General features: G+C 70.7%; 14 protein-coding genes. 7 read left to right on the top strand and 7 right to left on the bottom strand.

Annotated features, from left to right (window positions below):
* Window positions 1–17 precede the first annotated feature (17 nt).
* Entirely contained in the window at window positions 18–491 is a 474-nt protein-coding gene (locus ACZ5DC_RS16950) for a carboxymuconolactone decarboxylase family protein (protein WP_468653410.1), read from the bottom strand.
* A 291-nt stretch (window positions 492–782) separates the two neighbouring features.
* Between ACZ5DC_RS16950 and ACZ5DC_RS16945 the strand changes: the two genes are divergently transcribed.
* Window positions 783–1,154: a hypothetical protein gene (locus tag ACZ5DC_RS16945; RefSeq protein ID WP_468653408.1), complete on the top strand. Its 372-nt coding sequence runs from the start codon at window positions 783–785 to the stop codon at window positions 1,152–1,154.
* Window positions 1,155–1,238: 84 nt separating this feature from the next.
* Here the strand turns inward: ACZ5DC_RS16945 and ACZ5DC_RS16940 are convergent, their stop codons facing one another.
* Both ACZ5DC_RS16940 and ACZ5DC_RS16935 read right to left on the bottom strand, forming a co-directional pair.
* The gene (locus ACZ5DC_RS16940; protein ID WP_468653406.1) at window positions 1,239–1,448 is read right to left on the bottom strand and encodes a hypothetical protein; all 210 of its coding nucleotides are present in this window, start codon (window positions 1,446–1,448) and stop codon (window positions 1,239–1,241) included.
* Between the two features lie 963 nt (window positions 1,449–2,411).
* Complete coding sequence (locus ACZ5DC_RS16935; protein WP_014673463.1) at window positions 2,412–3,173, bottom strand: phosphoglyceromutase; 762 nt, start codon at window positions 3,171–3,173, stop codon at window positions 2,412–2,414.
* Between the two features lie 198 nt (window positions 3,174–3,371).
* Between ACZ5DC_RS16935 and ACZ5DC_RS16930 the strand changes: the two genes are divergently transcribed.
* Entirely contained in the window at window positions 3,372–4,631 is a 1,260-nt protein-coding gene (locus ACZ5DC_RS16930; protein WP_468653404.1) for an MDR family MFS transporter, read from the top strand.
* 246 nt (window positions 4,632–4,877) lie between these two features.
* Here the strand turns inward: ACZ5DC_RS16930 and ACZ5DC_RS16925 are convergent, their stop codons facing one another.
* The 3 genes from ACZ5DC_RS16925 to phoU form a co-directional block, all read right to left on the bottom strand.
* Window positions 4,878–5,126 carry an SCO4226 family nickel-binding protein gene (locus ACZ5DC_RS16925; RefSeq protein ID WP_366749933.1) on the bottom strand — a complete coding sequence of 83 codons (249 nt, stop codon included), beginning with the start codon at window positions 5,124–5,126 and terminating at the stop codon, window positions 4,878–4,880.
* Between the two features lie 129 nt (window positions 5,127–5,255).
* Window positions 5,256–5,411, bottom strand: a complete 156-nt coding sequence (locus ACZ5DC_RS16920) for a hypothetical protein (RefSeq protein ID WP_014673458.1) — start codon at window positions 5,409–5,411, stop codon at window positions 5,256–5,258.
* A gap of 116 nt (window positions 5,412–5,527) precedes the next feature.
* The gene (phoU, locus tag ACZ5DC_RS16915) at window positions 5,528–6,217 is read right to left on the bottom strand and encodes a phosphate signaling complex protein PhoU (protein ID WP_468653401.1); all 690 of its coding nucleotides are present in this window, start codon (window positions 6,215–6,217) and stop codon (window positions 5,528–5,530) included.
* Window positions 6,218–6,397: 180 nt separating this feature from the next.
* Here phoU and phoR point away from each other — a divergent pair, with 180 nt between their 5' ends.
* Complete coding sequence (phoR, locus tag ACZ5DC_RS16910; RefSeq protein ID WP_366749931.1) at window positions 6,398–7,699, top strand: two-component system sensor histidine kinase PhoR; 1,302 nt, start codon at window positions 6,398–6,400, stop codon at window positions 7,697–7,699.
* Entirely contained in the window at window positions 7,696–8,376 is a 681-nt protein-coding gene (gene phoP / locus ACZ5DC_RS16905; protein WP_014673455.1) for a two-component system response regulator PhoP, read from the top strand. The genes phoR and phoP overlap by 4 nt, the downstream gene beginning before the upstream one ends.
* Window positions 8,377–8,464: 88 nt before the next feature.
* Here phoP and ACZ5DC_RS16900 read toward each other — a convergent pair whose 3' ends face one another.
* Window positions 8,465–9,148: a copper chaperone PCu(A)C domain-containing protein gene (locus ACZ5DC_RS16900; RefSeq protein ID WP_468653398.1), complete on the bottom strand. Its 684-nt coding sequence runs from the start codon at window positions 9,146–9,148 to the stop codon at window positions 8,465–8,467.
* A gap of 626 nt (window positions 9,149–9,774) precedes the next feature.
* Between ACZ5DC_RS16900 and ACZ5DC_RS16895 the strand changes: the two genes are divergently transcribed.
* From ACZ5DC_RS16895 to ispF, 3 genes are all read left to right on the top strand, one after another.
* Window positions 9,775–10,257 (top strand): CarD family transcriptional regulator, encoded by a 483-nt coding sequence (locus ACZ5DC_RS16895; protein ID WP_003953493.1) that lies wholly within the window; start codon window positions 9,775–9,777, stop codon window positions 10,255–10,257.
* Between the two features lie 364 nt (window positions 10,258–10,621).
* Window positions 10,622–11,374, top strand: a complete 753-nt coding sequence (gene ispD, locus ACZ5DC_RS16890; RefSeq protein ID WP_468653396.1) for a 2-C-methyl-D-erythritol 4-phosphate cytidylyltransferase — start codon at window positions 10,622–10,624, stop codon at window positions 11,372–11,374.
* Window positions 11,364–11,861, top strand: a complete 498-nt coding sequence (gene ispF / locus ACZ5DC_RS16885; RefSeq protein WP_468653394.1) for a 2-C-methyl-D-erythritol 2,4-cyclodiphosphate synthase — start codon at window positions 11,364–11,366, stop codon at window positions 11,859–11,861. Before ispD ends, ispF begins: the two co-directional genes overlap by 11 nt.
* Window positions 11,862–11,895 lie beyond the last annotated feature (34 nt).

Below are 11,895 nucleotides of genomic sequence, written 5' to 3'. Positions count from 1 at the left end.
GGCCGTTCTCCGGTGTGTCAGGCGAACGTGCCGGGAACGTAGTCGCCGGCGGGCTGCCGGACGACGACGTTGAGGCGGTTGTAGGCGTTGATCACGGCGATGAGGACGACCAGGTTGGCGAGCTGCTCCTCGTCGTAGTGCTTGGCCGCGTTCGCCCAGACCTCGTCCGGCACCCCGCCGGCCGCGTCGGCGATCCGGGTGCCCTGCTCCACCAGCTCCAGCGCGGCCCGCTCGGCGTCGCTGAACACGGTGGCCTCACGCCAGGCCGCGACCAGGTGCAGCCGGGTCGGGGTCTCCCCGGCCGCCAGGGCCTCCTTGGTGTGCATGTCGAGGCAGGGCCCGCATCCGTTGATCTGGCTGGCGCGGATCTTCACCAGCTCCTGCGTGGCGGCGGACAGCGAGGACTCCGTGACCGCCTTGCCGGCGGCGGCGAAGTGCTTGAACACCTTGCCGGTGACGGGACTGGCGAAGAGGTCGAGCCGAGCGTCCATGGTGTGCTCCTGGGTCGAGGGCTGCTTGCACCTCGTTGACGGAGGGCGGGCCGGGCATGTGACGCGCCCCCGTGTGACCCGTGTCACTCCCCCTGCTGCATTGGCACCACGCCTGTCACCGGGACGTGGGACGGGCGGGCTCCCCGCCAGGACGGGCGCCGGAACCGGTGTGACGATCACAGAAGCGGACGGTTCGTCCCGCGTCCGTGACCGTGGTCCCGCGGTATCCGTCCGCCGTATCTGTCCCGCCGTATCCGACCCGTCATCGTGACCGCCAGGGAGAAGCACTTGATGAACCGCACCCCGCACCGTCTGCTGGGCGCCGCCGCGGTGGTGGCCATGGGCGCCGCGGCGCTGCTCGGCACCGGTGCCGGCACCGCCGCCGCATCCGGGAAGGCATACTGCGAGCGCGCCGAACGCCCGATATGGAGCGAAGGGCCGAGCCGCAACGTCACCGCCCACGGCTGCGACATCCCGGAGCAGAAGCACCGCTGGTACGTCATCGACATCGACAGCCTCGTCCAGCCCCGCCACAAGACCGACTACCTGGACGAGAACATCGCCGGGACCAGCACCCTGCACGACAAGACGCTGAGGTGCCTGGGCTACACGAAGGACGAGCACGCGGTGAACTGGTTCGGCTGCGTACCGCAACTGAAGTGACCCGAACCGATGTGAAGGCAAGCCGAACACGCACCCGGCGCCGGGAACCGCGCCGGGTGCGTGCCGTCTGCCGTGTCCGCGGGCTTAGTCGACCTTCTCCCCGTCGTGCGTCCCGCCCTTACAGAGGTTGTCCTTCAGATCGGCCATCCCGCCGCCCTGCTTGCACTCGGAAGGGGTGACGTAGGAGTGGGCACCCTGTGCGGGGGCGGCGATGGCGGTGGCTGCGCTCGTGAGGCCGAGTCCGGTGAGGGCCGCCGTGGCGATGCCGGCGGCGAGGAAGCGTCGAACGCGCATGTGGTTCCCCTTTCACGGATTGCCTGGATTGGGGCACTACTCAGCCTGATCTTCACCCACGTGGGTGGCACGCCAGATTGGGCCATTCGGGTGACGGAACGAAGAGGCCGGCCTGGCCGAGGGGTGGTCTCTTGGCCGGTTGACCTGCGGAAACGCGGTCCGACGGGTCGGCGCCGTCATATCCGGCGGAGCCGCCGAGCGGCCCGGGGGCGGCCTCAGGGCAGGGCGGGGACAGGGACAAGACGGAAGAACATCAAGGACCACATGTTCCCGCGCGAATCTAGCTGACGGCATGAGCCGGGGGCTCTATAAAAGAGCGACGGCCTCTTTTCCCCGTCGGAGTAGGGACTTGCTTGCGTGCAAGCAAAAAGCGCTTGCACGCAAGCAAGTCCGAAATTCCCAATCACCGATCGAGAGACCCCGTCAAGGCTTCCCACCTGCACAGAACGCCGCAGGACTTGTTGTTCAACTTGTGGAACAAGTTGTTCAACAGGCTTGATGCCGCCCCGGTCGGGCGCCCCCTCGCTACTACCTTTCTACTGTGCAAGTAGAAGAGGATCGATCTAGCTGCACGTTTGTCGGAGACGCTAGACCTGTGCGAAAGTCTCACCACATGCGAATGCCGCCCGTGCAGGGGCGGCATTCGTTTCCACTTCCGCGTTCGGGATCCCCAGCGAAGGAACCGATCACAGATGGAGGTTTCATGGTCCCACGTCCAGGCGTCACTGTCGAAATCCGCTCTCGCGACCTACCGATGGCTCTCATTGGCTCGGCCGGCGGCGCACTCGCCCTCTGGGCCAAAGCTCCAGCCGAAGTCGCCGTGCCTGTGGCACTGCTGATCGCTCTCGACATCCGTGTTTGCCGCTGGCGCCGACGCGCCTGACGGCCCGGGGACGGCCCAAGCACAGCGACAAGCCCCCTGCTCGCGGAGAACCCGCAGGCAGGGGGCTTATCCGTGGGCGCTTACTTCTTCTTGCCCTGGTTCTTGACCGCCTCGATCGCGGCTGCCGCCGCCTCCGGGTCCAGGTACTTGCCGCCGGGGGTGACCGGCTTGAAGTCGGCGTCCAGCTCGTAGTAGAGGGGGATGCCCGTCGGGATGTTCAGGCCCGCGATGTCCGCGTCGGAGATGCCGTCCAGGTGCTTGACCAGGGCGCGCAGGCTGTTGCCGTGGGCGGCGATCAGGACCGTGCGGCCGGTCAGCAGGTCGGGGACGATCGCGTCGTACCAGTACGGGAGCATCCGGAAGACGACGTCCTTCAGGCACTCCGTGCGCGGGCGCAGCTCCGGCGGGATCGTCGCGTAGCGCGCGTCGTGGGCCTGGGAGAACTCCGAGTCGTCCGACAGCGGCGGGGGCGGGGTGTCGTACGAGCGGCGCCAGAGCATGAACTGCTCCTCGCCGAACTCGGCCAGCGTCGCCGCCTTGTCCTTGCCCTGGAGGGCGCCGTAGTGGCGCTCGTTCAGGCGCCAGGAGCGGTGGACCGGGATCCAGTGGCGGTCCGCGGCCTCCAGCGCCAGCTGGGCCGTGCGGATCGCGCGCTTCTGGAGGGACGTGTGGACCACGTCGGGGAGGAGATCGGCGTCCTTCAGGAGCTCGCCACCGCGGACCGCCTCCTTCTCGCCCTTCTCGTTCAGGTTCACGTCCACCCAGCCGGTGAACAGGTTCTTCGCGTTCCACTCGCTCTCGCCGTGGCGGAGGAGGATCAGCTTGTACGGTGCGTCGGCCATGGCCTTGAGCCTACCTAAGGGGGATGGGGGCCGTGTCGGGCCCGGGGGCCCGGGCCCGGCCGACCGGGCGGCGTCGTACCCCGCTCCGCCCGCTCGTGGCCCGATTGACGCGAACCGCTAATTGACTGGCGCCCCCCAGGCCCCCACTCGTAATTTGTGATCACCGCCTGAGCCGCTTACCGACGTGGGGGATCCTCGATGTCACCAGCCCGTGTGAGACGCGCTGTCCACGAATCCGTCTCCGGGCTCCCCAGGGAGTTCTGGTGGCTGTGGACCAGCACCCTCGTCAACCGGCTGGGCGCGTTCGTGGCCACGTTCATGGCCCTGTACCTCACGCTCGACCGCGGCTACTCCGCCTCGTACGCCGGACTCGTCGCCTCCCTGCACGGGCTCGGCGGGGTCGTCTCCTCGCTGGGCGGCGGGGTGATGGCCGACCGGCTCGGCCGGCGGCCCACGCTGCTCGTCGCGCAGACCGCCACCGCCGCCTCGGTCGCCCTGCTCGGCTTCATGACCGGCCCGGTCGCCATCGCCGCCGTCGCCTTCCTCGTCGGCATGGCCTCCAACGCCTCCCGGCCCGCCGTGCAGGCGATGATGGCCGACATCGTCCGCCCCGAGGACCGGGTGCGGGCGTTCTCCCTCAACTACTGGGCGATCAACCTGGGCTTCGCCGTCTCCTCCATGGCCGCCGGGTTCATCGCCGAGTTCAGTTATCTCGCCGGGTTCCTGATCGAGGCCGGGATGACCCTGGCCTGCGCGGTCGTCGTTTTCGCCAGGGTGCCGGAGTCGCGGCCGGCGGTCACGGCCAAGCAGGCGCAGGACAGCGTCAGCCTGGGCACGGTGCTGCGGGACGGGCGGTACATGGCCGTCGTCGGGCTGTCCTTCCTCGTCGCCCTGGTCTTCCAGCAGGGCTCGGTCGGACTGCCGGTGGCGATGGGCCGGGCCGGGTTCTCCCCGGCCGACTACGGCCTCGCCATCGCCGTCAACGGCATCCTGATCGTCGCCCTCCAGATCCCCGTCACCCGGTTCATCGAGCACCGCGACCCGCGCACCCTCCTGGTCGCCTCCTCGCTGCTCGCGGGATACGGCTTCGGGCTGACCGCGTTCGCCGGCTCGGTCGGCGTCTTCATGGTCACCGTGTGCGTGTGGACGCTGGCCGAGATCGTCAACGCCCCGACGCAGACGGGCCTCGTCGTCCGCCTGTCCCCGGTCCACGGCCGCGGGCGCTACCAGGGCATGTACACCCTCTCCTGGTCCGTCGCCGCCCTGGTCGCGCCCCTGATGTCGGGCGTGGTCATCGACCATCTCGGCGCCGGGTGGCTGTGGGGGACGTGCGCGGTGGTGGGGATGGCGGCCGGGCTCGGCTACGGCGTCCTCATGCGCCGCCTGCCCCCGGAGCGGCCGGCCCCGGCCCCTGCCCCGGCACCGGCCGACACCGCGGCCGAGGTCCGTACGGCCTAGATCTGTCCCGGACCCGGTCGTGTGGATCGTCCTCGTCCCGGCGTCGACGGCCCCGGTGCGGCCGGACCAGGGCGGATCCGGACCCCGAGCAGGCCCCGGACCGGTTACGGGCCCGCGGGTACGCCTCCGGCCGCCCGGCCGCCCGGCCACACGGTCAACCAGTGACCCGGGATCAGCAGATCCGCCGGCCGACGCGCAAGGAAAGCGCCGGGTGTCCGTCCGCCGACGCCGGAGGCGAGCCCGCGCTCACGCCTCCAGCGTCACCGGGTGCACCTCGTCCGCCCGGTGGCCGGCGCGCTCGTGGACGCGCTGGACCGCTTCCGCCGAGGGCGCTTCGGAGAGGCAGTAGACGATGCCGGACTCCGGGTCCGCCCAGGCGTGCTGGAAGTGCACGGACTCGTCCGCCTCGATGGCGAGGTCGGCCCGGTGCGCCTCCATCAGCTGGTCGGCCGTGATGCCCTCCATGCCGCGGTGCACGTCGATGAACTTCGCCATGGCCCCGCCACCTCCTGTCGCCGGCTGCCGTCCCACCCGCACCTTCCATGCTGCGCCCGGGGTGCGGGAGGGGCATCCGGTACGGCGGGGCCGGTGCGAGACGCGCTCACACCGGCCCGGACGCGCCGTTCAGCCGCACTGGCAGGGGTTGCCCGACTGGCAGCCGCAGCCGCAGCCGGAGCCGCAGCCGCACGCGCCGAACAGCGGAAGGGTCCTGATCTCGGCGGGCTGCCCGGTCTCGCGCTCCTGCGTCGGGTCGGGCGTGGTGCTGGGGGATTCGGCCATGGGTCCCTCCTAGACCTGGGGCAGGGTGCCCTCGCCCATTTCATGCCCGTCGCGCCGGGCGCATCAACGGCGCACGGAGGCGTTCGCGGACCCGGACGTCCCCGGCCCGGACGGGGTCACACCCCCTCGGCGCCCGTCACCGGCTGGATGTCCGCCTGCAACTCGTCCGCGTGCTCGCCGGTCACCAGGTAGACCACGCGCTTGGCGACGGCCACGGCGTGGTCGGCGTACCGCTCGTAGTAGCGGCCCAGCAGGGTGACGTCCACGGCCGTCTCGATGCCGTGCTTCCAGCGCTCGTCGATCAGGTGCTGGAAGAGCGTGCGGTGCAGCAGGTCCATGTCGTCGTCGTCCTGCTCCAGCTGGAGGGCGAGGTCGACGTCCTTGGTCACGAGCACTTCGGCCGCCTTGGCCATCAGGCGCTGCGCGAGCTGGCCCATCTCCAGGATGGTGGCGTGCAGGTCGTACGGAACGGCCCGGTTCGGGAAGCGCAGCCGCGCGAGCTTCGCCACGTGCTGGGCGAGGTCGCCCGAGCGCTCCAGGTCGGCGGACATCCGCAGCGACGTGACGACGATCCGCAGGTCCGTCGCCACCGGCTGCTGCCGGGCCAGCAGGGCTATCGCCCGGGCCTCCAGGTCGTGCTGGAGCTCGTCGACCTTCTTGTCGGCCTCGATCACGCTCTCGGCCAGCTTGAGGTCGGAGTCGAGGATGGCGGTCGTGGCGCGCCCGATCGCCGATCCGACCAGCCGGGCCATCTCCACCAGTCCGTCGCCGATCGAGTCCAGTTCCTCGTGGTACGCGTCCCGCATCAGGGTTCCCTCTCATCGGTGTGCTTGGTCCCCACGCTCCCACGTTGTGCCCCGCACCCGTCCGTTTCCGCCATCCCGAATGAACCGGTACTGGCTGCAAGGTGAACTCTGGGCGACGAGTGTTCGAGGTCGCACGGTGACGGCTGTGGTCATGTCGTACCCCGTGCCTAACCTGGGGGCATGGACGTGAACGCGGCGGTTGCCGCAGCGGCAGCGATCGCCGGGGTGCTCACCGGTGTCATCGCCGTGCTGGCGTTCCGCTGGAGCGAACGCGACCAGAAGCGACCGACCAGGACTTCCTTGCACACTGATCCCGTACTCCCGCCCGGCGTGGACACCGTACTGTCCGTGCTCCGCTCCTCCGCCGTCGTCCTCGACGAGGCCGACGCCGTGGTCAAGGCCAGCTCCGCCGCCTACGCCCTCGGACTGGTCCGCGGCGGCAAGCTCTCGGTGGAGCCCATGCTCCAGATGGCCCGGGACACCAGACGGGACGGGGAGATACGGCAGGTCGAGCTGGACCTGCCCCGGCGCGGCACCGGACGGGGCGAGGCCCTCGCCGTCTCCGCGCGCGTGGCCCCGCTCGGCTCCCGCCTGGTCCTGCTGCTGGTCGAGGACCTGACCGAGGCCCGCCGGATCGAGGCGGTGCGCCGTGACTTCGTGGCGAACGTCAGCCATGAGCTGAAGACGCCCGTCGGCGCCCTGTCCCTGCTCTCCGAGGCGGTGATGGACGCCTCCGACGACCCGGAGGCGGTGCAGCGCTTCGCCGGCCGGATGCAGATCGAGGCGACCCGCCTGACCAACCTGGTGCAGGAGCTGATCGACCTCTCCCGGGTGCAGAACGACGACCCGCTGGAGGACGCCGAGCCCGTCCGGGTGGACGAGCTGGTCGCCGAGGCCGTGGACCGCTGCCGCCACCAGGCGGGCACGAAGCAGATCACGATGGCCTCGAACGTATGGGTGCCCGAAGGACCCGATCAGGAGGGTGGCGGGCGACGGGCGGACGGTACGGCGGACCTGCACGTCTGGGGCAACCGGGGCCAGCTGGCCGCAGCCCTGGGCAACCTGGTCGAGAACGCCGTCAACTACTCCCCGGCCCGCACCCGCGTCGGCATCGCCGCACGCCGGATCAGCGCGCCCGGCGGCGACATGATCGAGCTGGCGGTGACCGACCAGGGCATCGGCATCTCGGACAAGGACAAGGAGCGCATCTTCGAGCGGTTCTACCGCGTCGACCCGGCGCGCTCCCGGGCCACCGGCGGCACCGGTCTGGGTCTCGCCATCGTCAAGCACGTGGTCGCCTCGCACGGCGGGGAGGTCACGGTCTGGAGCGCCGAAGGCCAGGGCTCCACCTTCACCCTCAGGCTGCCGGAGGCGGGCGCGGCCCGCGACCGCGCACAGCAGCACCCCGACCTCGACGACGAGGCCGGACCCACCGATCCACCCCCGTACGCATCGCTTCCCGCCCCGGAGGTCCTTCCGTGACCCGTGTGCTCGTCGTCGAGGACGAGGAGTCCTTCTCCGACGCCCTGTCGTACATGCTCCGCAAGGAGGGCTTCGAGGTCGCCGTCGCGGCGACCGGCCCTGACGGCCTGGACGAGTTCGAGCGCAACGGCGCCGACCTGGTCCTCCTGGACCTGATGCTGCCGGGCCTGCCCGGCACCGAGGTCTGCCGCCAGCTGCGTGGCCGCTCCAACGTCCCCGTGATCATGGTGACCGCCAAGGACAGCGAGATCGACAAGGTCGTCGGGCTCGAGATAGGAGCCGACGACTACGTCACCAAGCCGTTCTCCTCCCGCGAGCTGGTCGCCCGCATCCGCGCGGTGCTGCGCCGGCGCGGCGAGCCGGAGGAGGTCACCCCGGCCGCGCTGGAGGCGGGCCCGGTCCGCATGGACGTCGACCGGCACGTGGTCACCGTCGGCGGCTCCAAGGTCGACCTGCCGCTCAAGGAGTTCGACCTCCTGGAGATGCTGCTGCGCAACGCGGGCCGTGTGCTCACCCGCATGCAGCTCATCGACCGCGTCTGGGGCGCCGACTACGTGGGCGACACCAAGACCCTCGACGTCCACGTCAAGCGCCTGCGCGCCAAGATCGAGCCGGACCCGGGCGCGCCGCGGTACCTGGTGACGGTGCGGGGCCTGGGCTACAAGTTCGAGCCGTAGACCGCGAGCGCTCCCAGCAGGGCGAGCGCTCGTCCGCATGCCGAAGGGCGGCACCCCGTGGGGGTACCGCCCTTCGGCGTACGGCTGGTCAGTGGCCGGCGGCCGACGCCGACGCCGAGTCGTGCGGGGTGGCGGCCGCACCGGACGGGGTGGCCGACGGGCTCGTCCCGTGGCCGCTCGCCGGCTTGCCGGTGCCGGACGCGCTCGCGCTGCCGGACGGGGTGGCGGTCGCGCCGCCGGCACCGGCCGGGGCGGACGGGACCTGGCTCGGGCCCCACTTGTCGAAGTAGCTGGTGGCCGGGACGACGAAGGCGCGCAGGCTCACCTTGCCGGTCTTGCTGAAGGTGAAGGTGATCTTCTGGGCGTTGCCGTCCTGGACGGCCTCACGGCCGCTGGGCAGCGTCGCGGACGCGTTGTCCTTGCCGCCGAGGGTCAGCGAGCCGTGCGCCGGAACGGTCAGGCTCTGGCCCTTGGCGGGCTTCAGCTCGGCGGACGTCCCGCTGCCGTCCAGCGTGATCGACTGGAGGGTCTGGTCGGTGCTCCCGGAGTTGAACACGGTCGCGGAGACCACCGCGGGGCCCGTCGACTGGAGGTCGGGCTGGGTGATGACCAGAGCGTTCTGGACCTTGATGTCGCCCACGCTGGTCGCCGCGTTGTCCGGCTTGATCTCCAGGGTCTGGGCGTTGTTTCCGGCGCCGCAGGCGGCGAGCGAGGCGATCGAGAAGACGATGGCGGAGGCGGCGAGGGCGCCGCGTCGAAGGCTGCTGCTCACGGCGGCGGCAACTCCTTGAACGCGCGGGCGGCCTTCCTTGTAAAGCCGCCCTAAGTGTCTGTCAGCGGCTTCAGGCTACCGAGCCGTTCCCGCGCCGTCGCACCCGACCCTCCTCCTGGCCGCGGGCTTCCCTCCGGCTGGGGGTACTCCGCGGGGCCCGCGTGACCCCGCGTCCGCATTGCGGAGCCGCTGGTCTGTCATTCACATAACGCGACGGCGACCGCCACTCGGGCCCTCACAACGACGCCCGCGAAATTTCCGTGAAGGAATGCGCGAACCTCCCCGAAATTGATCACGACGCACCCCTCCGGCAGCCGTTGATCAATTCTGGATTCGTCTCGTACCCGGCCGTGGCCACCGAACGGAGTAGCGGAAGTCGCACGCTTGAGGGTGGACAAACCGGGATGTTCCGCCACTTGGGACGGTCTCCCGGGACGTGTGGCGTACGTGTTTCGCCCCGCCCGGAGAGCCCCTCCGACCTGCGAATACCCGGTTCCGGAGGCTCCCCGCAGCACGTTCCGGTTGCTGTTGTCAAGCCCTGAGATATGCCCTGACCTGCGAAAACGCCATTCAGAAGACGCCGTATCCGTGTTACCCTGGATAGCCACGGAAGGGGTACCTGTCACATGACGTTCAAGGTTGGCGACACCGTGGTCTATCCCCATCACGGGGCCGCGCTGATCGAGGCCATCGAAACTCGCCAGATCAAAGGCGTGGACAAGACCTACTTGGTGCTGAAGGTCGCCCAGGGTGACCTCACGGTGCGTGTGCCAGCGGACAATGCGGAGTTCGTCGGCGTGCGTGATGTGGTCGGTCAGGACGGGCTGGACCGGGTCTTCGAGGTGCTGCGCGCGCCGTACGCCGAGGAGCCCACGAACTGGTCCCGTCGCTACAAGGCAAACCTGGAGAAGCTCGCCTCCGGCGATGTCATCAAGGTCGCGGAAGTCGTACGCGACCTGTGGCGCCGCGAGCGCGAGCGTGGACTGTCCGCCGGTGAGAAGCGCATGCTCGCCAAGGCCCGCCAGATCCTGGTGAGCGAACTGGCTCTCGCGGAGAACACGAACGAGGACAAGGCCGAGGCCCTGCTCGACGAGGTGCTCGCCTCCTGACGCGCAACGGCAGCGAACCTTCGCTTCCGGCACGCTCAGCACACTGAAATGCCGCGGTGCCCGATGACACTGATCCTGTCGCCGGGCGCTGCGGCATGTTGCATCCCCGCGGCGGGCGCTCCCCGGGAAGCCGGTGCCCCGGACGCCGGTGGGCCGACCCCCGGCACGCGATCACCCGATAATCGATCACCGGTCGACGCCCGATCCCCCGGTCGGCCGGTACTCGACTGTGCCGGTACTCGATGTGCCGGCCCGGGCGGATGGCTCGACCAGGGTCACGGAAAGGGTCCGGTCAAGGCGTCGCGCCCGGCACTCCTCCAGGCCATACCCACCTAGGTCGAGCACACAAACCTGACAGGAACCGATGTCTGACGAATCGCGCCCCACCCCCGCGCAGACCCCCGTCGCCGCCGTGATTCCCGCCGCCGGCCGGGGCGTACGGCTCGGCCCGGGCGCCCCCAAGGCGCTCCGCGCGCTGAACGGCACACCCATGCTCATCCACGCGGTCCGCGCCCTCGCCGCGTCCCGCCACGTCTCCCTGGTGATCGTCGTGGCCCCGCCGGACGGCGCCGCAGAGGTCAAGTCCCTGCTCGAGTCGCACGCGCTGCCGGAGCGGACGGACTTCCAGGTCGTCCCCGGCGGCGAGTCCCGCCAGGAGTCGGTCCGCATCGGCCTGGACTCCCTGCCGCCGCACTACCGGATCGTCCTCGTCCACGACGCGGCCCGGCCGCTGGTCCCGGTCGACACCGTCGACGCGGTGATCGAGGCCGTACGCGACGGCGCCCCCGCCGTGGTGCCCGCGCTGCCGCTGGCCGACACGGTCAAGGAGGTCGCGCCCGCGGCCGTGGCCGGCGACCCGGAGCCGGTCGTCGCCACCCCCGAGCGGGCCCGGCTGCGGGCCGTCCAGACCCCGCAGGGCTTCGACCGGGAGACCCTGGTCCGCGCCCACGAGAGCGTCACCGAGAACGTCACCGACGACGCGAGCATGGTGGAGCAGCTGGGGCTGCCGGTCGTGGCCGTCCCCGGCCACGAGGAGGCCTTCAAGGTCACCCGCCCCCTCGACCTGATCCTCGCCGAGGCGGTCCTGGCCCGCAGGAGGCTGACCGATGGCTTCTGAGGCCGGCTTCGTGCTTCCCCAGGTCGGCATCGGCACCGACATCCACGCCTTCGAAGAGGGCCGCGAGCTGTGGTGCGCGGGCCTGAAGTGGGAGGGGGAGGGGCCCGGCCTGGCCGGCCACTCCGACGCCGACGTCGTCGCCCACGCGGCCTGCAACGCCCTCTTCTCCGCCGCCGGGCTCGGTGACCTGGGGCAGCACTTCGGCACCGGACGCCCCGAGTGGTCCGGCGCGTCCGGGGTCACCCTGCTCACCGAGGCCGCCCGGATCGTGCGCGCGGCGGGCTTCACCGTCGGCAACGTCGCCGTCCAGGTGATCGGCCCCCGCCCGAAGATCGGCAAGCGGCGCGACGCGGCGCAGAAGATCCTCTCCGAGGCGGCCGGCGCGCCCGTGTCGGTCTCCGGCGCCACGACGGACGGGCTCGGCTTTCCGGGGCGCGGGGAGGGACTGATGGCGGTGGCCACGGCACTCGTGGTGCGCGTGAGCTGACGGCGTGGCAGGGTACCCACACGACCACCAGTGA

It is taken from the genome of Streptomyces sp. NPDC031445, from assembly GCF_055581365.1.
The sequence above is the reverse complement of the archived record's forward strand: the minus strand, read 5'-3'. Positions and strand labels throughout refer to the sequence as shown.

What these genes read in the sequence shown, in the direction of transcription:
- ACZ5DC_RS16950 (WP_468653410.1), bottom strand. Translation starts at nt 491, where the DNA reads ATGGACGCTCGGCTCGACCTCTTCGCCAGTCCCGTCACCGGCAAGGTG.
- ACZ5DC_RS16945 (WP_468653408.1), top strand. Translation starts at nt 783, where the DNA reads ATGAACCGCACCCCGCACCGTCTGCTGGGCGCCGCCGCGGTGGTGGCC.
- ACZ5DC_RS16940 (WP_468653406.1), bottom strand. Translation starts at nt 1,448, where the DNA reads ATGCGCGTTCGACGCTTCCTCGCCGCCGGCATCGCCACGGCGGCCCTC.
- ACZ5DC_RS16935 (WP_014673463.1), bottom strand. Translation starts at nt 3,173, where the DNA reads ATGGCCGACGCACCGTACAAGCTGATCCTCCTCCGCCACGGCGAGAGC.
- ACZ5DC_RS16930 (WP_468653404.1), top strand. Translation starts at nt 3,372, where the DNA reads ATGTCACCAGCCCGTGTGAGACGCGCTGTCCACGAATCCGTCTCCGGG.
- ACZ5DC_RS16925 (WP_366749933.1), bottom strand. Translation starts at nt 5,126, where the DNA reads ATGGCGAAGTTCATCGACGTGCACCGCGGCATGGAGGGCATCACGGCC.
- ACZ5DC_RS16920 (WP_014673458.1), bottom strand. Translation starts at nt 5,411, where the DNA reads ATGGCCGAATCCCCCAGCACCACGCCCGACCCGACGCAGGAGCGCGAG.
- phoU (WP_468653401.1), bottom strand. Translation starts at nt 6,217, where the DNA reads ATGCGGGACGCGTACCACGAGGAACTGGACTCGATCGGCGACGGACTG.
- phoR (WP_366749931.1), top strand. Translation starts at nt 6,398, where the DNA reads ATGGACGTGAACGCGGCGGTTGCCGCAGCGGCAGCGATCGCCGGGGTG.
- ACZ5DC_RS16895 (WP_003953493.1), top strand. Translation starts at nt 9,775, where the DNA reads ATGACGTTCAAGGTTGGCGACACCGTGGTCTATCCCCATCACGGGGCC.
- ispD (WP_468653396.1), top strand. Translation starts at nt 10,622, where the DNA reads ATGTCTGACGAATCGCGCCCCACCCCCGCGCAGACCCCCGTCGCCGCC.
- ispF (WP_468653394.1), top strand. Translation starts at nt 11,364, where the DNA reads ATGGCTTCTGAGGCCGGCTTCGTGCTTCCCCAGGTCGGCATCGGCACC.